The following is a 26072-nucleotide window of genomic DNA, read 5'->3' as shown; positions in this document are numbered from 1 at the left end:
CACCGGAAAGAGGTTTTCACCAGAAGAACTTAGTTCATCGTGATGTATTTGACCTTCGGCTGATCTTCGGGATCAACGTTGATGCCGACGCCGTCCGCCATGGCCCAGTTCAGAACCTGGTGGTGGATCGGGATGTAAAGCTGCTCGTCCTGAACCGCGCCCCAGATCGAAGCGATATCAGCGTTACGGGCAGCCAGATCGGTGTTCGACGCCAGGGTCTTGATCTTGGCATCTACATCGTCGTTGTCGTAACCGGTGCCGTTCCAGGTGCCGATGTCGGACTCACGACCGTGAACCAGGAAGTTGAAGATGTATTCCGAGTCATAAGTCGGAACACCCCAGCCAAGCATGTAGAAGTCGGTCTGGCCGTTGGTAATCAGCGGGAAGTGCTGTGCCTTCGGCTTGGCGTCGAGGTTTACCGTCACGCCGATCTGCGCCAGCATACCAACAGAGGCCTGACAGATGGCTTCGTCGTTGATGTAGCGGTCGTTCGGGCAGTCCAGACGGATCGAGAAACCGTCGCCGTAGCCGGCTTCTTCCATCAGCGCCTTGGCCGCGGCAACATCGGTTTTGGACGAAGCGTCCATTTCTGCGGTCCAGCCGTTGACGAAGGGCGGCGCGATCATGCCGGCCGGGATCGACTGGCCACGCATCACAACCTGACGGATGGCGTCACGGTTGATCGCCATCGACATGGCTTTACGCACACGCACGTCAGCCAGCGGGTTCTTGCCGTCAACGTTGTCCGCTTCGATGTCATCTGCACCCTGGTTCATACCAAAGAAGATCACACGGTTCTGCGGGGCCTGTTTCACACCGTAACCGGCAGCGCCATCAACACGCTGAAGGTCCTGAACCGGCATGTCCTGCAGGAAGTTCACTTCGCCAGACAGCAGGGCTGCTACACGGGTCGGTGCGTTCTGGATCGGGGTGTAAATGATCTCGCTGACTTCCAGCGGGAACATGTCACGGCCCCAGTAGTTTTCGTTGCGCGCCATGACGGTTTTCACGTCCTGCTCGCGGCTGACCAGCGTGTAGGGGCCAGTGCCGTTCACATTGGTGGTCGCATAGGTGATCTCGCCACCTTCAAAGTCTTGAACCTTGGTGGTGTTGTTCGCCTCGGTCCAGCCTTTGTCCATGATGAACAGGTTGGTCAGGTTCGACGGCAGGATCGGGTTCGGGCCATCGGTGACCATCTCAACGGTGTGGTCGTCCACAGCACGCACTTCAACGATCGAGCCGATCAGCTCTTTCATGTCCGAGTTCGGCTGTTTCGCACGCTCAAAGCTGAACACAACGTCTTCGGCAGTCATGTCCGCACCGTCGTGGAACTTAACGCCCTGACGCAGCTTGAAGACCCATACGTTGGGGTCCGAAGCCGAGGGGGCCCATTCGGTGGCCAGAGCCGGCTCAAATGCACCGGTGGTGTCACGGATAATCAGCGGTTCGTACATCTGGTGACGTACGGTGTGGGTCGGGCCTTCGTTCTGGGCGTGCGGGTCCAGCGTCAGCGCGTCACCAGCACGGGCCCAGCGCAGGGTTTCCGCCTGAGCCGCCACGGTGCCACACAGCAGCGCGGCCGAAAGACCGATAAAACGGGTAATCATTTCATTCTCCCTGAATGTTTTTTGTGGCGGGAGATGAACATGACTTTCGTTCAGGTGCAAGAATTACGGTAAAACATTTTTTAGCGTCACACTGAAAAAGTCATCTTTGCCGCTATGTTTTTACAGTCACCAAAACCAATTGCGCCTTAATGCGGCAAGGCTGGTCGCGCTCAGAACAGGCTGCCCTGCTCTGGCTTGTCGCCACTTGGCTTGACCTTGGGTTTCGTCGCCGGTTTTGCGGCAGGTTTTGTCGCAGGAATGGTCTCCGGCGGGGTGGCTTCGGGGTGTGAACCGCGACCTGTGGCCGAGGGATTCGCCTCTGTTGCGACGACTACCCGCCCGTCCGCGAACTCGATCTCCAGATGGGGTGCTGCGCTTGCCGTGTTTTGCGAGGTGACAACGCTGCCTTCCGTGCGCACCACCGCATAGCCCCGTTGCAGCGTGGCCTTATAGCCAAGCGTTTCACGCAGACGGTCCATATTTTCCAACTGCTGCTGCCAGCTATCCACCTGCCGCTGCCCTGCGTCCGACAGACGTTTGGCCAGCCGGTCGAAACTGTCACGGCGTTGTTTCACATCCCGTGACAACGCCCCCCCCAGACGCGGGGTCAGGGAGGACAATTGACGTTTCTCCGCTTCAATCCGGCGGGTCAGGTTTACAGGGCGCAAGCCACCTTTAACCTCGGACAGATGCACTTTGCGGGACTGCACCCCGCGGATCAGCGCCTGAGGAAGCCGATCGCCCAGAACATCCAGACGTTGGCGCGGCCCTTCCAGCAAAACCTCTGCCCGGGGCAAGGCCCGCGACAGATCACGCAGGCGCTGGCCGCGCTGGGTGATACCCTGGCTTAACGCCCGGCTGAGGCGGGCGTTTTGCTGATCGACCCAGGCCATCAGCTCCATCCGCACCGGCACCGCCAGTTCCGCCGCCGCTGTGGGCGTTGGTGCACGTTTGTCCGAGACAAAATCGATCAATGTTGTATCGGTTTCATGGCCCACCGCCGATATCAGCGGAATATCCGAGGCCGCGGCTGCACGGGCCACCACCTCTTCGTTGAAGCCCCAGAGATCCTCGATCGATCCACCGCCCCGCGCCACAATCAGCAGGTCAGGGCGCGGCAAGGCCCCGCCCGGCGTCAGCTGATTAAAGCCCTTGATGGCGCGCGCCACCTCAGATGCACAGCGATCACCCTGCACCGCCACCGGCCAGATCAGCACCTTGCGCGGGAACCGATCGCGCAAACGGTGCAGGATATCGCGGATCACCGCGCCAGAGGGTGAAGTCACAACCCCAATAACCTCGGGCAGGTAAGGGATTGGCTGTTTACGCGTAGGATCGAACAGGCCTTCCGCCTGCAGCATCGCCTTGCGCTTTTCCAGCATGGCCATCAAGGCCCCCATACCGGCAGGCTTCAGATCTTCAATCACCAGCTGGTATTTCGACTGACCGGGGAAAGTGGTCAGACGGCCGGTGGCAACAACCTCCATCCCTTCCTCGGGACGGGTCTGCACTCGCGCCGCCACACCTTTCCACATCACACCGGCAATCACGGAGCGATCATCTTTCAGGTCCAGATAGACATGGCCCGAGCGTGGAAAAGACACGCGGCCAATCTCGCCTTTGATGCGCACATGGGAAAATTCGCCCTCGATCATCTTTTTGATCGCACCGGACAGTTCGGTGACGCTGAATTCCGGGGCGTTTTCGCCTTCTCTGGGGTCGTCGAAGAGGTCAGACATGCCTGCGCCGCTCTGCTCACTTGTTTCCTAGTCCCGCGCACCTTAGAACGCCGCCAACGGAAGGCCAAGCGGAAGGGCTATCATGAATATCCTAATTCTCGGAAGCGGCGGGCGTGAACATGCTCTTGCCTGGGCAGTGATGCAAAACCCGAAATGCGACAAGCTGATTGTCGCGCCGGGCAACGCCGGGATCGCCAAGATCGCCGATTGTGCCAGCCTCGACATCCTGAGCGGCGCGGCGGTGGTGAACTTCTGCGAAGAAAACGCCATTGATTTTGTGATTGTCGGACCAGAAGCCCCGCTGGCCGAAGGTGTTGCCGACCGTCTGCGCGACGCTGGTGTCTTGGTCTTCGGCCCCTCTGCCGCCGCGGCCAAGCTGGAAGCCTCGAAAAGTTTCACCAAAGAGATTTGCGACGCGGCCAATGCACCGACCGCCGGTTACGGTCATTTCACCGATGCTGAGGCCGCCAAGGCCCACATCCGCGCCAATGGCGCCCCCATCGTGGTCAAAGCTGACGGTCTGGCCGCAGGCAAAGGTGTGATCGTTGCGCTGGATGAACAGACCGCGCTGGACGCCATCGACGATATGTTCGGCGGTGAATTTGGCGCTGCGGGCGCCGAGGTAGTGATCGAAGAGTTCATGGAAGGCGAAGAAGCCTCCTATTTCATCCTAGTGGACGGTGAGGATTGTCTGGCCATCGGCACCGCGCAGGACCACAAGCGCGTGGGCGAAGGTGACACGGGTCTGAACACCGGCGGCATGGGCGCCTACTCCCCTGCCCCGGTGCTATCTGATGAAATTGCCGAAAAGGCGATGAATGAGATCATCAAACCCACCATGAAGGTCATGGCCGATCGCGGCATGCCCTACCAGGGAGTGCTCTATGTCGGTCTGATGATTAAAGACGGCCAGCCGCGTCTGGTGGAATACAACGTGCGTTTCGGCGATCCGGAATGTCAGGTGCTCATGCTGCGCCTCGGCGCGCAGGCGTTGGATCTGATGCAGGCCTGTGCCGAGGGCCGCTTGGCAGAGGCACAGGTGAACTGGGCTGACGATCATGCGATGACGGTTGTGATGGCCGCCAAAGGCTATCCCGGCGCTTATGAAAAAGGCTCCGTCATCAACGGCCTCGACGCCCTGCCCGAAACCAGCACTGAGATGTGTTTTCATGCTGGCACCGGCGACAAAGACGGTCAGATCATCGCGACCGGTGGCCGTGTGCTGAACGTCACCGCACGTGGGGCCTCGCTGAAAGAAGCCGCAGACCGCGCCTATGCAATGGTCGATCAGATCGACTGGCCCGAAGGCTTCTGCCGCCGTGATATCGGCTGGCGCGCGCTGTAACACCAACTACCCAAACACGACGGGACGGGCGGCAATTGCGCTTGCCACCCACCCGCCTTATCGTACCCCCAAGTGAGAGGGAGCCGATAAAACCATGTCCAGCGACAGCACAAGTGACGCCGTAGCAAATGCCTATGACAGCGGCGATTTTGCTCAGCTGAGCTATGACTTTGCCCCTGTTGGGCTGGTGGTCACCGAAAACCGCGTGATCCGCGGCTGCAATCCCACGTTTGCGGATATGTTTGGCTACGCGCAGGCAGATCTGAAGGATCAACTGTTCAACATCCTCTACCCGTCGCAGGAAGAGTTCGCCAACATTCGCAATCGTGGTGTGAAAGATCTGGCCGAAGGGCTAGGCTACTGGGACGAACGGGTGATGATGCGCCGCGATGGTGATTTGTTCTGGTGCCGGGTGCGTGGTCATACCTTTACCCCCGATGACCCGCTGCAACGGGCGGTCTGGTCCTTTGCCGATCTCAGCAATTCTCGCCCCTATCAGCCGCTGACACGGCGCGAACGTGAAGTGTTCACCCTGATGGGCGAAGGCAAGACCTCCAAGGAAATTGCCATTCAGCTGGGCATGTCCCACCGCACCGTGGAGGTGCATCGTTCCCGCCTTTTGAAGAAGTTTCAGGTCTCCAACACCGCCGGTCTGTTTCAGTCATTGGGGGCGATCAACGGCGATCACGTGATCAGCGCCTCGCCCACCTCGGCCCGTAGGAGCTGAGACAGGGATGCTGGTGTTCCGGTTCAAACCCGCTCTCCTGCGCAGCGCTATCTCCTTTCGCCTTTCCGCCGGTACCCTTGCGCGTGTTGAAGATGACGACTCCCTGCGGTGGAGCCTTGACCTCACCCGCCTCAACCGTGCGGATTTTGTCGAACATCGGGTCAATGGCGTTCTAATGCGCCGGATCGACTTGCATGGCCCTGAGGGCCGCCACCGGATCGGCGTTACCGTTGATGGGCCGGAAGGTTCCAGCGAAGCTGCAAAGGTGCATCTTGATCTGGTCGAGGCCATCTGCGCCAGTCTGGCGGAGGAGCAGCCCGAATTTCCCATTGGCATTGGCGAATATGGCAAAGGGCGTTTGGCGATGTTTTTAATCGGTGTGCTGAGCCTTTCGGCGGCTATTGCCCTGGGTGTGGCCATGGGGGTGTCCGGCGTTTCCGCCAGCCGTGCGGGGGCAGCGGCGCTGCCGATGTTGCTGCTGGCGGTGTTGGGTGGCACGGTCGGTTGGGCCTATGCCCCTTGGCATCCACCGCTGCGCCTGCCCGCCCATGCAATGGGGGATTTGGTCCAGGGCCTCAGGGACCGCGCGTCAGGTCAACCAACAGGTTCTGACACAGACAGATAAGGTTCCAGATCAGCAGCCCTTTGCGTGATCAAGGCTTTCGGGCCCACGGTACGCACCAAGATCGCGGTGTCGCAAGACACCATCTTCAAACCGCGTGGCGATAATCCGACGCCAGTTGGCATCGGCAGTGATCAACTCAGGCCCGTCGCATGCACGCAAACCACCCGCAATGAAGGCCCAACCGATCTTGTGGTTCGTCAGACCTTGGACCGCTGCAATCTGACTCAAAGCGCCATTCTGAAAACGCCAGACACGCAGGGTTTTCGCCAGATGGGGCCGATCGATATAGGCGATTTCGACTTGGCCATCGCCATCCAGATCCGCCGCAGCGATGGGCGCCAGCCAGCGATTGCGGGTGCCGATATGGGGCGTTTCGGCCAGCTTGCCGTCCGGGCCATAAACCACCAGCGCAGCCCCTTTGCCGGCGTCACTTTCGATCACCACAACTTCGGGGTTTCCGTCGCCGGTGACATCCCACAAACGGGGCGCAACGTCTTCGAACACATGGTCCTTCGGCAGGGTGATTGTCTGGACAGGCTGATCCGCGAAGCGCAGGTTCAGCTGGCCGTATTCCACGATATCCCCAAGCACACCATGCGGATAGCGGGTGGTCGGCGCCGTGTAGTCCGCGCCAACAATGACCGGCTCCGCGAAAACAGAATTTCCGCAGAGCCAAAGCGCAGCTGCAATGCCAGCCGCGCCACGCATCAGATCTGCTTTTCAGGCATCTTCACAACCAGCCCGTCCAGCGCATCGCTGACCTTGATCTGGCAGGTGAGGCGCGAGGTGGCGGCGTTGGGTTCAAACGCAAAGTCCAGCATGTCCTCTTCCATGTCGTCCTTGGCCGGGATCTTTTCAACCCAGGCCGGATCCACATAGACGTGACAGGTGGAACAGGCACAGGCGCCGCCGCAGTCAGCTTCGATGCCGGGGATATTGTTGTCGCGGGCGCCTTCCATCACAGTCAGGCCATTGGCCACCTCAACCACATGTTCCGTGCCATTGTGTTCGACATAGGTGATCTTCGCCATGCGGGCTTACTCCGAAATTTTCGTTTTGCTGTTCATGTCACCATCCCTCCTAGCGGGCCAGCGCGGCCTTTTCCAGCCCCATTCACGCCCCCCGCAGCAATGTGAATGTCGCATCCTGCTTAGCAGTGCTTTATTGATGCGGCGTTTACAGCTAGAGTGTCAAAAAGCAGTCGCGTCAAAGCGCGGCGCATGGGCATGACACAGGCAAATCACATGGCGCAATTCCTCCCAGGTTGGAAGGCACTGCTGGCGACCCCCTTGGTCGCTTTGGTTGCGGGCTGTGACACCGGCCTGCCGGTGCCACATCTGGGCAATGAGCCTGAAGTGACCCGACTTGTCGCCGAAGCCCCTCCAGGTGCAGCGACCGGCAGTTGCTGGGGCAAGCGCATCCAGCCCGGCGTTTATGAAACCGTGACCGAACAGGTCATGCTACAGCCCGCTGAAGTGCTGGCAGATGGCACTGTGCTACGACCCGCCATCTACAAGACGGAAACCCGCCAGGCTGTTGTGCGTGAACGGCGTGAGATCTGGTTTGAAACCCCCTGCGCCACGCAGATTACACCCGAGTTTATTGCCTCCCTCCAGCGGGCGCTGCAGGTGCGTGGGGTTTATCGTGGTGCAATCAACGGTGTGATGGACAAGCGCACCCGCGCAGCGGTGCGCCGGTTCCAGCAACCCGAAGGTCTGGACAGCGGCATCCTGTCTCTGGGGGCTGCACGCCGTCTGGGGCTGGTCGCTGTGTCGCGGGACGGCATCGCCTCACCGGATCAAAGCTAAGCCCGACCTCGCCACCTCAAATCAAAAGGCCGCCCCGAAGGGCAGCCTTTGTTAATTTTCAGAAGCTGAAACCGCTGGCCTTATTCGGCAACGCTCAGCGCGACAAAACGCGGCTCACCCGAACGGCGCACCAACAGCAGCAACGACTTGCGGCCAGCGTCCCGCGCCTCTTCAACACGGGCCTCTAGATCGCCAATCCGCTCCAACTTCTGCTGACCGGCCTCGGTGATCAGATCGCCCATCCGCAGACCTTTTTCAAAGGCTTCGGTGGCTTCATCAACGGCAACGACCACCAGGCCAACCGCGCCTTTCTTCAGCTTCAGTTCTTCGCGCAGCGCATCGGTGACCGGGCTCAGCGTCATGCCCAGCATATCCTTGGGCTCCATCGGATCCTCAGCTGGGCCGGGTTGGGCCGCGGGAATTGCTTCGGCCTCTTCACGGCGTCCAAGGGTGATTTTCAGGGTTTCAGTTTTGCCATCTCGGAAGACGACAACCCGAACCACTTTGCCCACTTCGGTGTTGCCCACCTGGCGGACAAGCCCGCGGGTGTCGGCCACTTCGACACCGTCAAAGGTCACGATCACATCGCCCTGCAACACACCTGCATCCTTGGCAGGCCCATCCGGCACGTCGGTGATCAGCGCCCCGGCGGTGTTTTCCAGACCAATCGCCTCGGCGACATCATCGGTCACATCCTGAATGCGCACGCCCAGCCAGCCGCGTCGGGTTTCGCCAAACTCCTGCAGCTGGTCAACCACGCGGGTCACCACATTGGAGGCCATCGAGAAGCCGATGCCGATCGAGCCACCATTGGGCGACAGGATAGCCGTATTCACACCAATCACCTCACCGTCCATGTTGAACAGCGGCCCACCCGAGTTGCCTCGGTTGATCGCCGCATCGGTCTGGATGTAGTCGTCATAGCTGCCCGAAAGCGCCCGGTTTCGGGCCGAAACAATGCCTGCCGACACCGAAAAACCCTGGCCCAGCGGATTGCCCATGGCCACAACCCAATCCCCAACACGGGCGGTGTCGCTGTCGCCGAACATGACGTAATCCAAGGGTTTGTCGGCCTCAACTTTCAGCAGAGCAATGTCGGTGTTGGGATCAGTGCCAACCAGTTTGGCCTCCAGCTCCTCGCCCGAGAAAAACTCGATAAAGATCTCATCGGCGCTTTCGATCACATGGTTGTTGGTAACGATGTAACCATCTTCCGAGATGACAAACCCTGACCCCAAAGCCGAGGATCGGCGGGCACGGTCATTGGGGCTGCGGTCCTGAAACTCGCGGAAAAAATCCTCAAACGGGCTGCCGTCGGGGATGTTCAGACCGGGCCCGTCGCTGCCCGCTACCACGGTGGATGTGGTGATGTTCACAACGGAATCGCTGATCTGTTCCGCAAGTTCGGCAAAACTGTCGGGACGGGCATTGGCCTGCAGCGCGGTGATAAACACCAGCGCACTGGCCAAAAGACCCATCCAGAAGGCTTTCACGGTCGGCTGGAGCCGGGTTGGTGTTGCCACGGCGCGGGTGGTGGCCTCTCTCTGGTTCACTCCCATGATCTCCTCTCCTTGAGATTGCCGACAGGTCGGGGGCGACGCAGCGGCGGATTGTCCTTAACATCGGTTGAGATGGGCCAATGTGCAACTCACTCATACCAAAGATATTTCAACAGAGCGTGAAGCAGCGGTGAGCCGCTCAGTCTGGTTTCAAATTAGCGCCCCTTCAACGAATGTCAGGGCCAACGAGGGTGTTAAAGGGGCGTTGCCCCTCTTCGGTCCTCTTAGAGGCCCGAATTCACCCCAGAGTATTTAAAGATCGTTGAAAGGCGCGCCCGGCCCCTTCACCTTGGGTTAAATATCCCCACCGGAGGTCCCCGAGGCCCAGGAATGGAATGAAGGGCCGAGAAAACCTGTGCGCGCCAGCGCTCTTTTTGAACACCAGCCTATCACGCGCCGAGGAGTTTGGCGAACCAGACCAGTGCCACGCCGGTGCCAAGACACAACAAACCAATATTGCGCCGCATGGCATGGGACAGATCCCGCAGCGCTTTCAGCAGCTCCTCAATAAGCGAAGGGGCCAGCGCATAGGCCAGCCCCTCCACAATCAACACAAGCCCAAGGGCCAGGAGCAGATGCTCCATTATTGCGAAACCTGATCCGATTTCAGGTAATCAAAGAACTCGCTGTCGGGTGTCATCACCATCGAGGAGTTGCTGCCCTGAAGCGCGTTCTCATAGGCCTGAAGCGACCGGTAGAAGGCGAAGAACTCAGGATCCGCGCCAAAGGCTTCGGCGAAGATACCGTTGCGTTCCGCATCCGCTTCACCGCGCACCACCTGGGCTTCACGCTCGGCTTCAGACAGCGTTTCGACCACAGTACGATCGGCCAGCGCGCGCACACGCTGGGCGGCTTCGTTACCACGGGCGACCTCATCGGCGGCTTCACGTTCCCGTTCGGCCCGCATCCGGGCGAAGGTGGCGTTCAAGTTCTGCGACGGCAGGTTGGTCTGTTTCAGACGCACGTCCACCACATCCAGACCAAGGCCCAGCGCCTCGGAACGGGACTGGTTGCGGATCCGCACCATCAGCTCGGCGCGATTTTCCGACAGGATGGTGTCCGAGGTCACCTGATCGGCCCCCAGCACTTCGCGGATTTTCGAGTTCAGGATCGAACTCAGACGTTCTTCGGCCAAGCGCACACCGCCGGCGCCAACCGCCTGACGGAACTTGACCACATCGGCAATCCGGTAGCGGGCAAAGGCATCCACAACCAGACGACGGTCATCCGACGGGGTGACCTCGATGGTGTCGGTGTCCAGCGACAGGATCCGGTCGTCATAACGCACCACTTCCTGAATGAACGGTATCTTAACGCTCAGACCCGGCTCTTCTTTGACGTCTCTGATCTGACCGAACTGCAGCACCAGCGCCTTCTCACGTTCGTCCACCACAAAGAGCGAGGACATGGCGCCGACGGCGGCGACCACAAGGGCGGGGATGATTAATGTTGTCAAACGCATGGATCAGTTCCCCCCCCGACGCAGTTCATTCAGCGGCAGGTAGGGCACCACGCCCGAGCCATTTTCGCCACCCACAAGCGCGCCGTCGAGGATGGTTTTATCCACGTTGCCCAGCACTTTTTCCATGGTTTCCAGATAGAGACGTTTGCGGGTCACTTCCGGTGCCTTTTCATATTCGGCGCGCACCGCCGAGAAACGGCTGGCTTCACCCAAGGCGTCGTTCACAACCTGTGCGCGGTAGGCTTCGGCCTCTTCCAGCGTTTGCGCGGCTTCACCACGGGCCTGTGCCAGAACGCGGTTGGAATAGGCATCCGCTTCACGTTGCAGACGGTCGCGTTCCTGTTCGGCCGCCTGCACTTCGCGGAAGCTGTCGATCACTTCGCGCGGCGGGTCAGCTTTTTCAAGGTTCACACGAACGATGGAGATGCCGGATTCATATTCGTCCAGAATGGTCTGAATACGTTCCTTGGCCCCGTCAGCAATGACACCCCGGTCACGGTTCAGGATCGGCGCCAGGTTCGAGGCGGCGATGATTTCACGCATCACCGATTCCGACACGGCCTGAACGGTCAGGCGGGCGTCGCGGATGTTGAACAGCAGACGCGCCGGATCGTTGATGTTCCACACCACCTGAAAGTCTATGTCGACGATATTGGCGTCCGTGGTCAGCATCAGACCGGTGTCCTGCGAGCTGCGCGACAGGCCGATGCTTTCAGTCCGTTCCGAGGTCACGTTGACCACCTCGGCGGTGACAAACGGCCAGGGGGCGAAGTTCAGACCCGGGTTGCCGGTGGCCGAATATTCGCCAAGGAACAGTTCAACCGACTGCTCTTCGGGCTTTACGGTGTAGAAGCTGGAGAAGGCCCAGAGGCCCGCCGCCGCCAGTGCGGCCAGCACCAGGGTGCCTTTCGGCAGGCCTTGGCCGCCACCTGCGCCGCCACGGTTCTGACCACCGCCGGAACCACCCCGACCGCCCATCAGCACCTTCAGCTGTTCCTGGCCTTTTTTCACCAGTTCGTCGATCTCGGGGATCTGCGGGCCGTCGTCCTGCGGACCGCGGCCTCCGTTGTTGCCGCCCCCGTTGTTGCGGCCTCCGTTATTGCCGCCGCCGCCCCAAGGGCCGCCAGAATTGCCTGACATGGGCTATGTTACCTCTCTCGTTGTCACCGATTGCACGGTGGTCACTCACCAAACTGTGCAATCGGCAGAAAATTTCAAGCACTATACCGCCTTTAAGCGGTCCGTGTAGGTGCTTTCATGGTGACGATTTCTTCGGACATGGTGGGATGCACCGCCACGGTCCGGTCGAAATCTTCTTTGGTGGCGCCCATTTTCACGGCGATGCCGGCCAGCTGGATCATCTCACCGGCGCCGGGCGCAACGATGTGACAGCCCAGAACCACGCGGGTGTTGGCATCCACAATCAGTTTCATCAGCACCTTGGCGTCCGATCCTGCAAAGAGCGACCGCATCGGCCGGAAGGAGGTCGAATAGACCTCAATCTGGCCCTTGGCTGCGGCTTCTTCCTCGCCCATGCCGACGGTGCCCATTTCAGGCTGCGTGAAAATGGCGGTGGGGATCAGATCGTGATCCACCGGGGTTGGCTTGCCCTTAAAGACGGTTTCCACAAAGGCCATGCCTTCGCGGATTGCCACTGGTGTCAGGTTCACTCGGTCGGTGACATCACCAACCGCATAGATCGACGGCACCGCGGTTTGGCTGAACTGGTCGACCTCAACCTCGCCCTTGCGGCCAAGCTTCACACCCGCCTCTTCCAGGCCCATATTGTCGGTGTTGGCTGTGCGTCCGGTGGCAAACATCACCTGATCAAAACTGCGTTCGCGGCCATTGGTGTCGGTAACCTTTATCGAGCCGTCGGCGGTTTTCTCCATCAGGGTCACATTGGTGTTCACCTGCAGGTCGATGCCGTTGTTGCGCATCTCATCCGCCACCAGATCACGGGCCTCATTGTCAAAGCCGCGCAGGATCTGCTCGCCGCGATAGAACTGGGTGGTCTTGACACCCAGCCCGTTCATCACACCGGCAAATTCACTGGCGATATAGCCGCCACCGACGATCAGGATCGACTTCGGCAGTTCGTCTAGCAGGAAAATCTCATTCGAGGTGATCGCATGCTCCGCACCCGGCACATCCAGTTTCACCGGACGCCCGCCCATCGCCAGCAGGATATGTTTGGCCGTTTTGCGTTCACCAGTGGACAGTTCCACCGTATGCGCGTCCACCACTTTGGCCCGCGCATCAAAGGTTTCCACACCCGAGTTTGCCAGCAGGCGACGGTAAATGCCTTCGAGGCGGTCCAGTTCCGCATGCAGCTTGCTGCGGAAGTCCGGCCAGCTGAAATCACCGGTCGGCATGTCCCAGCCATAGGCGCGCGCCTCGGCCGCCATTTCGGGAAACTCCGAGGCAAAGACCATCAGTTTTTTGGGCACACAGCCGCGAATGACACAGGTGCCGCCGTAGCGGTCTTCCTCAGCCAGGGCGACCTTGGCGCCGGTATCGCCGGCCGCCACACGGGCCGCACGCACACCACCGGACCCACCGCCGATGACAAAGAGATCGTAGTCGAAGCTCATCAGATATCTGCCTTCACTGCAAAAACCGTTCGTTGCGGCCAAGTTAGTATGCCAAGGCGCGGGTTAAAACCCGAGCCACACGGATTCGTGATGCTTTCCGTCGGAAAAACCTTCAGTCTGCGCCGCAGACATCAATCCCCAAGATCCGCAAACAGGTTGTCGGCGTCAACAAACTCCAGTCGGTCTTCGCTCAAGGCGTTTTCATTGAGGTCGCGCACCTGCACCCGCCCGTCACCATAGCCGACCACAACCGTGTCACAGATATCGCAGAACAAACCGTTTTCGACCACGCCGGGGATCTGGTTCAGCACCATCGCCATCTGGCGGACATTGCCAACGCGGTTGAGGTGCAGATCAATGACATGGTTGCCCTCATCGGTGAACAAGGGCGCATCGCCGTTCATCCGCAGGCTGGTGGTCTGGCCCAGCACATCCAGACTGTCGAGCATCTCTTCGATCAAGGCCTTGGTGGTTTGCCAGCCAAAGGGAATGACCTCCACCGGCAACGGGAAGGCGCCCAGCGTGTCGACCTCTTTGGAAATGTCCGAAATCACAACCATCCTGTCACTGGCGGTGGCGACGATTTTTTCCTGCAACAGCGCTGCACCGCCGCCTTTGATCAGGTTAAACTCGCGGTCAAACTCATCGGCGCCATCAATGGTCAGGTCCAGCCATTTGGCCTCATCCAGGCTGATGACATCAATTCCAACTTCCTGCGCCAATGCGGCAGTACGGGTCGATGTCGGGATGCCGCGGATCTTCAACCCGTCCTCACGCACCAATTCCCCCAGACAACGCACCATCCATGCAGCGGTGGATCCAGTGCCCAGCCCAACACGCATCCCATCCTCGACAAATTCGACCGCCTTTTTGGCGGCCACAAACTTGGCCTTATCGATTGGGGACAACTCACCGGACATGTAACATCCTCCTGCGGAGACAACGGGCTATTTGCCACGGTTATAGGAGCATTCTGCGGGGCAAGCGAGGAGGAATTGTGGCAAATTCTGCCCATCCGCTCCGCCTTTCTGGGTTTATGGGTCGCATTTGGGCTGGCAGTTGGCGCAGGGATGAATAGCTTGGGCAGGAAGACTGCCGTTTGCCGTGATGCCAACGCCGTGTCCCGTCAATCTGCCCGCTAAGGAGTTGCCCCGCCTATGTTTCTTTCGGTATTCGACATGTTCAAAGTCGGTGTTGGCCCGTCGTCCTCGCATACGATGGGTCCGATGGTGGCTGCGGCGCAGTTTTTGCAGCAGATGCGCAATGCCCCGTTTGAGCCACACGGAGTGAAGGCATCGCTGCATGGGTCGCTGGCCTTTACCGGTGTTGGCCATGCCACGGATCGGGCCACCATTCTGGGCCTCGCGGGCTTCCTGCCTGACAGCTACGACCATGAGGCGGCAGAGGCCGCGCTGGCAGCCAACCGCGCGGATCACCAGCTGCACCCCGAAGGCCTGCCTGCCCTACAGTTCAATCCCAACGAAGACCTGAAGTTCGTCTACGGCCCCGCCCTGCCCGGCCACGCAAATGGGATGATCCTGATGGCCACCGATGCGCAGGGCGATGTGATCCTGCAGGAAACCTATTATTCCATCGGCGGCGGCTTTGTGATGACCGAGGCCGAACTGGCGGCGGGCAAAAACACCGATGAAGGTGCGCCGGTTCCTTACCCGTTCAAAACGGCGGATGAGATGATGGACATGGCCCGCACCTCAGGCAAGAGCATCGCCCATATGAAGCAGGCCAACGAAATTTCGCGCGGGGGGCATCAGAACCTGAAATCCGGCATGTCGCGGCTGTGGCAGGTGATGAACGACTGCATCGATCGCGGCCTCACCAACGAAGGCGAACTGCCCGGTGGTTTGAAAGTCAAACGTCGTGCCAAAGGCATCCACGAAGCGCTGCTGGCCGAGCGCGGCATGAACCTGACCGCCCCGCATACGATCAACGACTGGATCAGCACCTACGCCATGGCGGTGAATGAGGAAAACGCGGCTGGAGGCCAGGTTGTCACCGCCCCCACCAATGGCGCGGCCGGTGTGCTGCCGGCGGTGATCCGCTACTGGCTGGATCATGTGCCCGGCGCCTCCACCAGCAAGATCGACGAGTTTCTGCTGACCGCGGCGGCGGTGGGCGGCTTGATCAAACACAACGCCTCAATTTCCGGTGCCGAAGCGGGCTGTCAGGCCGAGGTCGGCTCGGCCGCGGCGATGGCGGCGGCGGGGCTTTGCGCGGTGATGGGTGGCACGGTGGAACAGGTGGAAAACGCCGCCGAGATTGCGCTGGAACATCACCTAGGCATGACCTGCGATCCGGTCAAAGGGCTGGTTCAGGTGCCCTGCATTGAACGCAACGGCCTCGGCGCAATCAAAGCCGTCTCCGCCGCCTCGCTGGCGCTGCGCGGCACCGGCGATCACTTCGTGCCGCTGGACGCCGCCATTGAAACCATGCGCCAGACCGGCCGTGACATGCATGAGCACTATAAAGAAACCTCACTGGGTGGGCTGGCCGTAAACGTGCCGAATTGCTGACGGCAGTGAGGCGCTGGCACAGAGAGGCTCTCTTGCCTTAGTTGCACTCCCTGACCGGCTGTCGCTAAGGTCTGTCAGTGACGATTAGACAAGGCGACCTTATGCACATGTTCCTGGCCATTTCATTGGGCGCTGCAGCCATTTCCATTACGGGGCCAAGCCGGGCCCTAACATGCACTTGGCCTATGATCCCGCTGGCACAGCAAGTCGAATTGGACGAAGGAAACGCCAAGCTGCGCTATACCAGAGAAGTAGCCGACTATTTCCGGCCACTTGATGACAGTTTCCTTGTTTTCGGTCGGTTCTCCACGCAACGAAGGTCCGAATTTCCTCACGTTGCAGTCCTCAGGTCGCTCAGAGAGGCCAATGCCGGTGAATATGAGCGGGACGTAGAAGGTTTCACAGAATTCGATCTGAGTTTCAGGTACACGCAGCTGATAGAGTTTGACGGGCAGCGTTATGTGAACGGATACTGGGAAGACTACAAAACGTCTGCAACGGTTCTGCACTTTTAAATAAATGATTTCTGGGCGAGCCAGATGCCGCCTATGGACGTCAGTGTTTTGGGATCCCTGAAAAGGCTGCAAACGGACGGCCCAGAGGAACTGGTAGAAATCTCAGCATCGCCTTGCCCTGCCTATGTTACAATGTCGTTGGAGGGAGCCCGTACACTTGCATCCTGCATGGGACCTGCAGCTGCGTGTAGAGCGCTAGAAGAACGGCTGCACTGACCTCACCGAAGCTCGACTCAAACTGACCAACCGTAGATCCCCGCCATTGCCAAGTTGCACGATCCGTGAAACCTCTTGCGCATGACACAAGCAACCTCCACCACCCATGACCGCCCGCTGCTTGGCATCGCCTTGATGCTGGGCTTCTGCCTTGCTGCGCCTTTGGGCGATGCTTTGGCGAAACTGCTTTATGGCACGCTGCCGCTGGGGATGCTGATCCTGGCGCGATTTGCCATTCAGGGATTTCTGTTGGCGCCTTTGGTTGCGGCCAGCGGCCGACCGTGGCGGCTGCGGGGTCGTGTCCTTGGGCTGGTGCTCTGGCGGACGCTGCTGCATATTCTTGGCATCGGGATGATGTTTACTGCGCTTGGCTTCCTGCCGCTGGCCGATGCAATTGCGATTGCCTTTGTCATGCCCTTTATCATGCTGCTACTGGGCAAATACGTGCTTAACGAACAGGTTGGTCCGCGCCGCCTGATCGCCTGTGTTGTCGGTTTCATCGGCACGCTGTTGGTGATCCAACCCAGCTTTGCCGAAGTGGGTTGGCCCGCCCTCCTGCCCCTTGGTGTGGCGGTAATCTTTGCGTTGTTTATGCTGGCCACCCGTCAGATCGCGAAACAAACCGATCCGATTGCCCTCCAGGCGGTTTCGGGTTTCATCGCCACAGCAGCGCTGCTGCCGCTGATGGTCGTGGGCCACGCCGTTGGCTTTGAGCCGCTGCAATTCGCCCAACCTACAACGACAGACCTGTGGCTGGTGATTGCGATTGGGGTGATCGGCACGGTGGCGCATCTGATGATGACCTGGTCCCTGCGCTATGCGCCTTCCACCACTCTGGCACCGATGCAGTATCTTGAGATCCCCTTTGCCACCGTGATTGGCTGGTTGATCTTCAAAGACCTGCCCAACGGGTTGGCCGCTGTTGGGATCCTGATCACCTTGGGCGCGGGCCTCTATATTATCTGGCGCGAGCAGGCCACCCAACGAAAGCAGACAGCAAGGCCTCAACCGCAGAGTCCAGCGCCGCCCGTGGCATGATCACCAGCATCTGAGGCTGATCAAACTGCAGTGTCAGCGGTCCGGTGACCTCATTTGAGGTGCCGATCTGACTGTCGGGCGCAAAGGCCAGCCCCTCGATGGGCCAACGCAGCCCGTCAGAGCGCCCCGTCACCGCCCCCATTGGAAACAGCGATACCAGCGTGCCTTCTGGCAGCTCCATTCGCAGATGTGGCGGGGCGAGGAAGGTGATCTGCGCGTCAGAGATCAGGATACTGCGCTGTTCCGGGCGAGCCATTAAGACATGCAGAGCCGCCAGATGGTGATCAATCCGGGTGCCATCAAACCCAACACCCAGCACCAATGGCGCTGAAATACTGCGCAGCGCCTTGTCAAAATCGGTGCTGTTCTGTTCCGCAATATGGTGGATCACATTGGCAGGCAGGGCGGCCCGTGTGGCCTCGGACAGACTGTCGAGGTCGCCGATAACCGCTTCGGGCATCAGACCCAAAGCCACTGCATGATCCGCACCGCCATCGGCGCAGACCAATTGTGGCGCAATGGTTAACGCAGCCCGCAAAGCAGGCTCAGAGAGATTTCCGGCGCCAAGCAGGGTGACAGGGGCCGGAGACTGCAGAATCTTGTTCAACATGTGGCAATATCTGCCGTTTTTGGAAACAGACCACAATATGGTCACAAAATGATACAGTTATTATCCCAGATTCGTTCACCTTTCGGCGGGATACGCTTGGTAAACAGCATAGTCACAAGCGTGGTGTATTGCCCTGATCGGGGCGCTGCACAGGCCAGAGGCAGAGAAAGGCGAGTTTACAATGGTTACGAACAACAAAGTTTTAACGGTTTCCTACGGGACATTCTCCTGCACCCTGGAAGGGTTCGACGATTCCTTTGACACAATGAAGTCGATTGCGGAGTATTTCCGTGATCTGGCTGCGGACGACCGCTATTTCGGTGCGGAACCACCGACCCCGGACGCGGACATGCTGGCCCGGATTGCCGAACGCGAAATTGCCCGCCGTGTAGAAGCGCATGAAGAGCAAGGCACCATCCACCTGCGCGCCGCCGATGCTGCCGCCGCTGCGCCTGCGGTTGCCGCCCCTGTTATTGCTGACACGCCAGAGGCGGAACCCGCCCCAGCCGCGCGGGTGGCACAAGCGGCTGAGGCTGCGACCACAGACCTTACAATCGCTAAAGAGACCCCGTCGGAAGCCACGCCCGAAGTTGAGCCCGAAATTGAGCCTGGGTTTGAGCCTGAGGTGGAAGCGGTTTCCGCTGCGCCAGAAGTTCTGGAACCCGAAACTGTCGAGCCCATCGCCGAAGCGCCGCAAGCTGCACCGGTAAGCGAAGACAGCGTTGCCGCCAAACTGCAACGCATTCGCGCCGTTGTCTCGCAGAACACGGCTGAGCCAGCAGAACAGACCTATACCGAGGACCAACACGCCGAAGCCGCAGCCGAGCCGGTGGACGCCGATCTTGCCGCCGCGTTGAGCGAAGCGGTTGAAGAGGTTGAGGAAACGGCAGAGGTCGAAACGGTTGCTGAGACGCCCGTTGTCAACCAGCCCGCCGAGACCCCGATGGAGGAGGCGTCTGCACCCGAAGTGGAGGTGCCGGAAGCCGTTGCAGAAAAGGTTGCCGAGGTTGCTGCCGCAGCAGAACCGGAGCAAGCGCAGTCTACGGCCGTTGAAGAGGAAGCCGAAGCTGTTGAGACGGAAGTCGTTGAGGCGACCCCAGCTGCCTTGGAAGATGAGCGGGACGTTGTTGAGATCGACGTTGACGCGGAGACGGTCGCCGAAACCGAAGATGATTTCTCCGCCATTCTGGCAGCCGTGAAAGGCGCTGAAGCTGCTGAAGTCGAAGTGACCCCTGCGGACTTGCAAGATGAGGCGACCGAAGAGCCCAGCATCGAGCCATCACTGCAAGACACCATCGCGGCGGCTATGGCTGAGGCGCAGGATGATCTTGAGGATGCGCCAGTGTTGGAACCAGTGTCGGAACCAGGGTTGGAAGCGGCATCGGAAGCAGCGGCTCAGCAAGAGGCGGCACCGGAAGCGATCGCGGCTGACACTGCCCCCTTCGTTGAAGACACGCCCGATGTTGCCGACATCGACGCCCCCGAGCAGCTGGCCCAGACAGACGCGCCTGAAATCGAGGCGGCAGTAGAGCTGCCCGGTGAGGCCGCATCAGACGCAGCTGACGCAGCAAGCAATGAGCCCGTCGCGGCAGAGCCTGTCGCCCCCGTTCGCCCCATCCGTCCGGTGCGCGTCATGAAAATGAAGCGCAAGGATTTTGAAGCGGCGGTTGCCGCCGAACAGGCTCCGGCCCCGCAGGTAGAAGACATCGTCGCAACACCCGCGCCGGCAGCAATTGAAACCGAAGCCACCAGCCTGAGCGCCGAAGAAGAGGCCGACCTGCTGCGCGAACTGGCCCAGGTGGAGGCCGAATTCTCGGAAGAGGACGCCGAGGAGCCGCTGGAAGAGGGCGACGTACGCTCTATCTTTGCGGAAGAAGCGGATGTTTCGCGCCTGATGGATAAAACCGCATCGGAAATGGACAATCCGGAAGGTGCCCATCGCCGTAACGCGATTGCCCACCTGCGCCGCGCTGTTGAAGCCACCCGTGCCGAAACCGAAGCCGGTGGCGCGCTGAGCGAAGCCCCCAAAGACAACGCTTATCGCGCTGATCTTGACACCGTGGTGCGCCCCGGCCGGCCGCAAGCTGCAGCGGGCACTGCCGCTGAACCTCGTCCAGCGCCGTTGAAGCTGGTGGCAGCGCAGCGCGTCGACGTTGCGCCTCAGCCCGAGGCCGCGGCACCGGTCCGCCCCGTGCGTCCCCGCCGCATCCGTCCCGCCGCCGTTCAGGAAGTGGTCGCAAAATCTGCCGAATTTGCCAGCTTTACCGAGTTTGCAGAGGAAATGGGCGCCGAAGCGCTGCCCGATCTGCTGGAAGCGGCCGCCTCTTACCTGGCGCATGTGGAAGGCCGCGAGCAGTTTTCCCGCCCGCAGCTGATGCGCAAGGCGCGTCAGGTTGAAGATATGGAGTTCAGCCGTGAAGACGGTCTGCGTTCTTTTGGCCAGCTGCTGCGGGACGGTAAGATCGAAAAGCTGGAAGGCGGGCGTTTCACGGTCTCCGAACAGATCGGTTTCAAACCGGACCAACGCGCTGCCGGTTAACCAGCCCCCCATCTTACCTACCTTACGAGACGCCCGGCCTGTGCCCGGGCGTCTTGCGTTTTTAAACCTCTGCCCTACTCAATCCGGCGCACACTCAAAGAAATGCGCACAACCACGTCCCGCGCGTTTGCTGATGTAGAGCGCTGCATCCGCATCTGCCAGCATCTGCTGGGGCTCAGGAGTGGCATAATCCACCGACCGGCTGATCCCCACGCTGGCGGAGATCTTGCAAACATGGGTCTGGTAAAGCACGGAGGCTTCCAGCACGTGGATCAAACGGTCTGAAACGGCCCGAAGCTGGGCCTTGTCAGTTTCGCCCCGCAGGATCAGCACGAATTCATCCCCACCATAGCGCACCAGCAGATCGGACTGACGCAGCTGCGCTGACAGACGTTCTGTGGCCACCCGTAGCACGTGGTCCCCGGCCAGATGGCCACGGGTGTCGTTGACCTGTTTAAAGTGATCGAGATCCAGATGGATCACCGCAAATGCCGCCCCCGATTTGCAAAGGAATGTCAGTTCCCGCTCCATCGCGCGTCGGTTTTTCGCACCGGTCAGAGTATCGGTCTGCGCCTCGGCCTCTGCCGCGATCCGCGCCGATTGCAACCGGCGGCTCAGCCGTTGGCTGGCTTCAACCGCCGCAGATTTCGCTTCCATCAGAAACAACATCTCCGGCGCCGGATCTGTGGCGGCAAAATCCTCGGCCGTCAGGGCAAAGGCGGTGACTCCTTCGGCCAGTTGGGACCCAAAGGAGAGGTTTAACAAACGATGTGCCCCTAGCGAGGCCAATCCACCTTTGAGAGTGATATCTGGCAACGGCTTGGATGAGACGAGGTTTAGGTTCAGGGCAGTGCCATTGGGCAGCCCACCGACGTTTTCACCGGGCATAAGACGAGGCCGCGACAGGTCGAAAACGGTTGCGAATGGAATGTGTTGCGCGTCGGAAAGGGCGCGGAGGTGTCCCGGTTGGGTGACCTGCAAAATTTTGTGCAGCGTTGGACCCACGCGGGTGATGATGCCCTCTGGTGTCAGCGAGAGATGCATTGGCATCAGCTGATCAAACGCCTGCCACCAACCTGCTGGCAGCTCATTTGCGAGGCCAGCCGGCCACTCAGCTGGCAGGTCTTTCGGGCCCGTCGTGTTTTCGGCGGGCGCGGTCTGCTGACATTGCTTCCGCGTCAGCGACTCCGGCTGGGGATAGGATGTCATACCGCCGCACCGCAATTGGCTGCCAGCATGCCTGTTGTGCGCCCCTGCTCGGCCAAAAGCTGTACCGACAGAAGATCGCAGGTCTGTCGCCCCTCCACCCGCGCCAGATGCTGAATATCAGCTGGGGTTTCGTAGATCTCAGCCATACCCTCCAACAGACCAACCAATCCTGAGCCGAACCCCGAAAGGTTGGAGCGGCAGATCAAATAAAAGCGCCCGACATCTGTCTGCGCCACTTCGAAATCGGGCACCTCGCCCCCCGGCAGAAGCATTTGCAACCGAACCGGCAGATCCTCAAGCGATCCGAGGAAACCGGCATACCCCGCCCCGCCGAACCGCAGCAATTGCACATAGGGCGCGGCGGCGGGATGGCTGACGGCGAATTGCCCGAGGTCGCGCAGTACCCTGCGCTCCTCTTGTTGGCTCAAGCGTACCAAATGGCAGATCAGGCGTCTGGTGACCCTGTCCGGACTGCGTTGAAGACCCTCAAATCGGGGCGGCTGTACACCAGCGCGGCGCGCCACCCGACGCCAAGTGGCGGCCCCATATTTTTCAAGTATGTATCGATGAATGACACGATTTATTAACCCGTGCATGATCCAATCTCATCCCCATGCTTCACTTCGGGGAAGGCTTTAGGCCGCAAGTGTTAACAAAGTCTTAATTCGTGGGCGGCTTCAGCGGGTTCACTGGGCACCCTATGCTTTTGCACCAGATTCAGGCAGGTTTGGGCAGCATTGGACGTTTCATGACGCAACAGACCGCCTTAGAAAATCTGGGATTTCACCAATATCTGACAGGACAACATCCGCCAGCGTCTTGAGGTCTGCCTCAACCGCAATACCAGTCAGCACACCAATTGTAGCCATTCCGGCCCGACGCCCTGCAATCAAGTCATGGGCGCTGTCGCCGACCATTGCGATTCGCGCCGGTGGTAGCTCCATCTGATCGGCAAAGGCCAACAGGGGATCGGGATCCGGTTTGGCGCCAAACCCGCTGTCAAACCCCGCAACAAAATCAAACTGCGAGACGATCCCTGCCGCGGTCAGCTGCGCCTGTGCGCTTTCTTCGGAGTCGTTGGTCATAACACCCAGCTTCAACCCGCGCCCCGCCAGTTCCGTCAACAAGGGCGATAGGGGCACCGCCGGGGCCAAAGGGGCCAGGGCAGCCGAAGCATTCATCTGCGCCTCTAACGCATCAATGTCGCGATCGGGCATCGCCCGGGCCACACATTCCGCAGCCTCTCGGCTGGTGCCAGCAATCACGGGACTGTGCGCCATGAACTCGGACCGGGTGAGGTCAAAGGCGATATTTTCCGCAATGGCAGACGCCAGGACCGCATCCCCCGCGGCAAGATCCGCAATCAGATCCGCCGCCCAACGATCCCATGTGGCCCGGAAATCAAACAGGGTTCCGTCCTTGTCGAAAAGAATGCCATCTAGTTCCATCTGTCGTCCGCCTGTTCTTGCCATTGCCGCTGAGCGGCCGATCCCAATGCCTGTCAGGCCGCGACCCTGACGGCTTCGCAGCACGATGACAAGTCTGTTGTTTCAGAGAGACTTAGGCAGGGGATGACTTGACTTTCGCCATGTGATCCTGTCGGATTCAACCATGGCGCATACAGAACCCTACAGACTGCATCACTCTCTCGGATACCAACTGTCGATTGCGGCGCGCATGCAGGAACGGCGGCTGGACGACCGGCTGAAACCGCATGGCCTCACCCGCACGACCTGGTGCATCCTGTTGGCCATCGGCAATGAGGCGCTGAGCCAGCCTTCTGACATCGCCGATTTTGTTGGCATTGACCGCACAGCGACCTCGCGGGCGTTGCGTCACATGGAACAGGAAGGCTGGATCGACCGCGCCAGCGGCACCGAGGACAAGCGCACCCGGCGGGTCTCGGTGACCGGTGAAGGGCGGCGTTTGATCAAACAATGCACGCCTTATGCGCGGGAAAATGCCGCTGTGATGTCAACCGCCCTGTCCGATGCGGAAGAGGCAGAACTGAAACGTCTGTTGGGCAAGCTGCGCGAAACCGGAGACGCACCTCTGGCAACGCTGTAACGGGTTTTGCCTCATTTCCGTTACTGTGTTCTCTGAAGATGACCGCTCAGGTCCAATTGATCTGAGCCCCGCCGGGCAAGGCTGCGCGGGCCTGCATAAGCTGCGGATAAGGTTGCTGTAGGGCATCACAACAGGCGATCACCCAAGCGTCATCCATCAACAGGAAATCCAGAACCGAGGCCAGAAACTCGGGCTGCCCGGCCTGCGCGCGCAGTTCATCCTGAGAGGAGCCCGTGGCCCCCATAAACACCGGCAACAGCTCTTCGTTGCCAGCCAGCCAGGCCAATGCCTGTAGCGCCAGAGTTTCTGCGGTGTCGCGGGGCATGAGGGTCATTGCGGCCTCCGGAAACGGAATAAGACAGATGTCGTTCAGGTCAATTCTGACTTGGGAACGATTTGTTAACCCTTTCCATGAATAGTGAGGAGGAGCAAGCCATAGGGACCGATGTCACGGCACCGCCAAATGGCTGAACTGGCCGCAAGGGACCGCAAAAGGACGGGGGACGATGCCTGGAAACATTCTATTGCTGGACCCGATTGCGACCAACCGCATCTTGATGCGGGTGCGCCTCACGGCAGGCTATTTTAGCGTGACGCCATGCGCCACGGCCCGCGAAGCTTTCGACCTGTTGGCGCAACAGAGTTTTTCGGCCGTGCTCTGCGCAGCGCAGCTGCCTGACACAACATTGGCAACCTTCTGCGAAGAACTGACACAGCGCAGGTTGGCGCCTCCTGTTGTCGTGCTGCACAAAGCGCCGGGTGGGCAGGCACTGCTGGACGCGCTGGCTGCAGGTGCGATGGACTTGGTCGACACCTCTGAATCAGACGCTTTGCTCTTTGCACGTCTCAGGGCGCTGGTGCGGATGGAATTGCCCCGCGCACTGCCCGACGGGTTGGAACCGACTCCGGCGGACACAGATCGCGGGTTTCGCGAAGCTGCTGCTGGGTTTCAGCCTAGTGCATCCGATGACAGGTCCCAGGTCGCGCTGCTGCACCTGTCGCCACACCTCGGGGTGGTCTGGCAGGCAGATCTACGGCCGCATCTGGCAACAAAGCTGCTGCCGCTTGAGGTGTTGCATCAGCAGGCATTTCTGGACTCCCCACCGGATGTGCTGATCCTGGGCTGCGCCCCCGAAGATGCCCCGGCCATGCCGCCGCTTGTGGCCAACCTGCGCGCCCATAGCGGCCTGCGAAATATGCAAATTCTTGCCTTGCCCGGCACCGACTGCCCAGCGGATGTAGCCCAGCTGTTTGATCTTGGGGCGGAAGCGGTGGCGCCCCGCGCCTTTGACCCACAGGAAATCCGCCACCGGGTCCGCCAGCTGGACGAACGCAAACGCCGTATCGATGCGCACCACCAGCATCTGGATGCGGCGTTGCACGCGGCAGTGCGTGATCCACTCACAGGATTGCACAACCGCCGTTTTGTGCACGCGGCGCTGCCGCAGCTCGCCGGTCAGGCACATGCGGTTTTGCTGGCCGATATCGATCACTTCAAAGCGGTGAATGACCGCTATGGCCATGATGCCGGGGATCAGGCGTTGCAACAGGTGGCCAAACGTCTACGGGCGTTGGGGGCGCCGGGGGACATTCTGGCCCGGATCGGCGGGGAAGAATTCCTGATCGCTCGTCCCTGTCCGACAGCCCGCATTGCCGAAGCCTGGGCCAAGGCGCTTTGTGCCGGGTTTGCCGCCTATCCCGTCACTTTGAGCGATGGACGACAATTGCCGCTGACCCTCAGCCTGGGTCTGGTGCATGTCGCCGACCCTTGCCCACACAGTGATCTGGGCCAATTGCTCAAACGCGCCGACGAGGCACTTTATCGGGCCAAGGCTTTGGGGCGCAATCAGGTCCGGATGAGCAAATCTGCGGCCTGACACA

Annotated in this window: 25 protein-coding genes; 10 read left to right on the top strand and 15 right to left on the bottom strand. The window is 60.1% G+C overall.

Annotated elements, in window-relative coordinates; all coding sequences use genetic code 11:
• Nucleotides 1-29: 29 nt before the first annotated feature.
• Both SIC14_RS12870 and xseA read right to left on the bottom strand, forming a co-directional pair.
• On the bottom strand, nt 30-1607 hold the full coding sequence (locus SIC14_RS12870) for an ABC transporter substrate-binding protein (RefSeq protein WP_412562326.1): 1578 nt from the start codon (nt 1605-1607) through the stop codon (nt 30-32).
• Between the two features lie 170 nt (nt 1608-1777).
• The gene (gene xseA, locus SIC14_RS12865) at nt 1778-3346 is read right to left on the bottom strand and encodes an exodeoxyribonuclease VII large subunit (RefSeq protein WP_412562325.1); all 1569 of its coding nucleotides are present in this window, start codon (nt 3344-3346) and stop codon (nt 1778-1780) included.
• Between the two features lie 82 nt (nt 3347-3428).
• Here xseA and purD point away from each other — a divergent pair, with 82 nt between their 5' ends.
• From purD to SIC14_RS12850, 3 genes are all read left to right on the top strand, one after another.
• The gene (gene purD / locus SIC14_RS12860) at nt 3429-4691 is read left to right on the top strand and encodes a phosphoribosylamine--glycine ligase (protein WP_412562324.1); all 1263 of its coding nucleotides are present in this window, start codon (nt 3429-3431) and stop codon (nt 4689-4691) included.
• Between the two features lie 94 nt (nt 4692-4785).
• Nucleotides 4786-5418 (top strand): LuxR C-terminal-related transcriptional regulator, encoded by a 633-nt coding sequence (locus SIC14_RS12855; RefSeq protein WP_412562323.1) that lies wholly within the window; start codon nt 4786-4788, stop codon nt 5416-5418.
• Nucleotides 5419-5425: 7 nt separating this feature from the next.
• Nucleotides 5426-6043 carry a hypothetical protein gene (locus tag SIC14_RS12850; RefSeq protein ID WP_412562322.1) on the top strand — a complete coding sequence of 206 codons (618 nt, stop codon included), beginning with the start codon at nt 5426-5428 and terminating at the stop codon, nt 6041-6043.
• Nucleotides 6044-6052: 9 nt separating this feature from the next.
• Here SIC14_RS12850 and SIC14_RS12845 read toward each other — a convergent pair whose 3' ends face one another.
• Complete coding sequence (locus tag SIC14_RS12845) at nt 6053-6751, bottom strand: FG-GAP repeat domain-containing protein (RefSeq protein ID WP_412562321.1); 699 nt, start codon at nt 6749-6751, stop codon at nt 6053-6055.
• Nucleotides 6751-7074: a 2Fe-2S iron-sulfur cluster-binding protein gene (locus SIC14_RS12840; RefSeq protein ID WP_412562320.1), complete on the bottom strand. Its 324-nt coding sequence runs from the start codon at nt 7072-7074 to the stop codon at nt 6751-6753. The genes SIC14_RS12845 and SIC14_RS12840 overlap by 1 nt, the downstream gene beginning before the upstream one ends.
• A gap of 213 nt (nt 7075-7287) precedes the next feature.
• On the opposite strand from SIC14_RS12840, the gene SIC14_RS12835 reads away from it, so the two are divergent.
• Entirely contained in the window at nt 7288-7851 is a 564-nt protein-coding gene (locus tag SIC14_RS12835; RefSeq protein WP_412562319.1) for a peptidoglycan-binding domain-containing protein, read from the top strand.
• An 80-nt stretch (nt 7852-7931) separates the two neighbouring features.
• Here SIC14_RS12835 and SIC14_RS12830 read toward each other — a convergent pair whose 3' ends face one another.
• The 6 genes from SIC14_RS12830 to rpiA form a co-directional block, all read right to left on the bottom strand.
• Nucleotides 7932-9329 carry a Do family serine endopeptidase gene (locus SIC14_RS12830; protein ID WP_412565865.1) on the bottom strand — a complete coding sequence of 466 codons (1398 nt, stop codon included), beginning with the start codon at nt 9327-9329 and terminating at the stop codon, nt 7932-7934.
• A 470-nt stretch (nt 9330-9799) separates the two neighbouring features.
• On the bottom strand, nt 9800-9994 hold the full coding sequence (locus SIC14_RS12825; RefSeq protein ID WP_412562318.1) for a DUF2065 family protein: 195 nt from the start codon (nt 9992-9994) through the stop codon (nt 9800-9802).
• The gene (gene hflC, locus SIC14_RS12820) at nt 9994-10872 is read right to left on the bottom strand and encodes a protease modulator HflC (RefSeq protein ID WP_412562317.1); all 879 of its coding nucleotides are present in this window, start codon (nt 10870-10872) and stop codon (nt 9994-9996) included. Before hflC ends, SIC14_RS12825 begins: the two co-directional genes overlap by 1 nt.
• Nucleotides 10873-10875: 3 nt before the next feature.
• Nucleotides 10876-12012, bottom strand: coding sequence for an FtsH protease activity modulator HflK (hflK, locus tag SIC14_RS12815; RefSeq protein ID WP_412562316.1), 1137 nt, complete (start codon nt 12010-12012; stop codon nt 10876-10878).
• Between the two features lie 92 nt (nt 12013-12104).
• On the bottom strand, nt 12105-13466 hold the full coding sequence (gor, locus tag SIC14_RS12810; RefSeq protein ID WP_412562315.1) for a glutathione-disulfide reductase: 1362 nt from the start codon (nt 13464-13466) through the stop codon (nt 12105-12107).
• A 131-nt stretch (nt 13467-13597) separates the two neighbouring features.
• Nucleotides 13598-14386 (bottom strand): ribose-5-phosphate isomerase RpiA, encoded by a 789-nt coding sequence (gene rpiA / locus SIC14_RS12805; protein WP_412562314.1) that lies wholly within the window; start codon nt 14384-14386, stop codon nt 13598-13600.
• 237 nt (nt 14387-14623) lie between these two features.
• Between rpiA and SIC14_RS12800 the strand changes: the two genes are divergently transcribed.
• The 3 genes from SIC14_RS12800 (at nt 14624) to SIC14_RS12790 (ending at nt 17766) form a co-directional block, all read left to right on the top strand.
• On the top strand, nt 14624-15997 hold the full coding sequence (locus SIC14_RS12800; protein ID WP_412562313.1) for an L-serine ammonia-lyase: 1374 nt from the start codon (nt 14624-14626) through the stop codon (nt 15995-15997).
• A 107-nt stretch (nt 15998-16104) separates the two neighbouring features.
• Nucleotides 16105-16512 carry a hypothetical protein gene (locus tag SIC14_RS12795; protein ID WP_412562312.1) on the top strand — a complete coding sequence of 136 codons (408 nt, stop codon included), beginning with the start codon at nt 16105-16107 and terminating at the stop codon, nt 16510-16512.
• Between the two features lie 297 nt (nt 16513-16809).
• Nucleotides 16810-17766: a DMT family transporter gene (locus SIC14_RS12790; RefSeq protein WP_412562311.1), complete on the top strand. Its 957-nt coding sequence runs from the start codon at nt 16810-16812 to the stop codon at nt 17764-17766.
• Here SIC14_RS12790 and SIC14_RS12785 read toward each other — a convergent pair.
• Nucleotides 17687-18376 carry a thiamine diphosphokinase gene (locus SIC14_RS12785; protein ID WP_412562310.1) on the bottom strand — a complete coding sequence of 230 codons (690 nt, stop codon included), beginning with the start codon at nt 18374-18376 and terminating at the stop codon, nt 17687-17689. The genes SIC14_RS12790 and SIC14_RS12785 overlap by 80 nt on opposite strands.
• 181 nt (nt 18377-18557) lie before the next feature.
• Here SIC14_RS12785 and SIC14_RS12780 point away from each other — a divergent pair, with 181 nt between their 5' ends.
• Complete coding sequence (locus tag SIC14_RS12780) at nt 18558-20915, top strand: hypothetical protein (RefSeq protein ID WP_412562309.1); 2358 nt, start codon at nt 18558-18560, stop codon at nt 20913-20915.
• Nucleotides 20916-20993: 78 nt separating this feature from the next.
• Here SIC14_RS12780 and SIC14_RS12775 read toward each other — a convergent pair whose 3' ends face one another.
• The 3 genes from SIC14_RS12775 to SIC14_RS12765 form a co-directional block, all read right to left on the bottom strand.
• On the bottom strand, nt 20994-22124 hold the full coding sequence (locus SIC14_RS12775; RefSeq protein WP_412562308.1) for a GGDEF domain-containing protein: 1131 nt from the start codon (nt 22122-22124) through the stop codon (nt 20994-20996).
• Nucleotides 22121-22720, bottom strand: coding sequence for a heme NO-binding domain-containing protein (locus SIC14_RS12770; RefSeq protein WP_412562307.1), 600 nt, complete (start codon nt 22718-22720; stop codon nt 22121-22123). The genes SIC14_RS12775 and SIC14_RS12770 overlap by 4 nt, the downstream gene beginning before the upstream one ends.
• 150 nt (nt 22721-22870) lie before the next feature.
• Complete coding sequence (locus tag SIC14_RS12765; RefSeq protein ID WP_412562306.1) at nt 22871-23572, bottom strand: HAD family hydrolase; 702 nt, start codon at nt 23570-23572, stop codon at nt 22871-22873.
• A 163-nt stretch (nt 23573-23735) separates the two neighbouring features.
• Between SIC14_RS12765 and SIC14_RS12760 the strand changes: the two genes are divergently transcribed.
• Nucleotides 23736-24191 (top strand): MarR family winged helix-turn-helix transcriptional regulator, encoded by a 456-nt coding sequence (locus tag SIC14_RS12760; RefSeq protein WP_412562305.1) that lies wholly within the window; start codon nt 23736-23738, stop codon nt 24189-24191.
• A gap of 46 nt (nt 24192-24237) precedes the next feature.
• Here SIC14_RS12760 and SIC14_RS12755 read toward each other — a convergent pair whose 3' ends face one another.
• Entirely contained in the window at nt 24238-24525 is a 288-nt protein-coding gene (locus SIC14_RS12755) for a DUF3572 domain-containing protein (protein ID WP_412562304.1), read from the bottom strand.
• A gap of 172 nt (nt 24526-24697) precedes the next feature.
• Here SIC14_RS12755 and SIC14_RS12750 point away from each other — a divergent pair, with 172 nt between their 5' ends.
• The gene (locus SIC14_RS12750; RefSeq protein ID WP_412562303.1) at nt 24698-26068 is read left to right on the top strand and encodes a diguanylate cyclase; all 1371 of its coding nucleotides are present in this window, start codon (nt 24698-24700) and stop codon (nt 26066-26068) included.
• Nucleotides 26069-26072 lie beyond the last annotated feature (4 nt).

This window comes from Thalassobius sp. MITS945101 (assembly GCF_047123305.1).
Taxonomy (GTDB): domain Bacteria; phylum Pseudomonadota; class Alphaproteobacteria; order Rhodobacterales; family Rhodobacteraceae; genus Thalassobius.
Note: the sequence above shows the minus strand (reverse complement) of the source record. Positions and strands in the feature narration are given on the sequence as shown.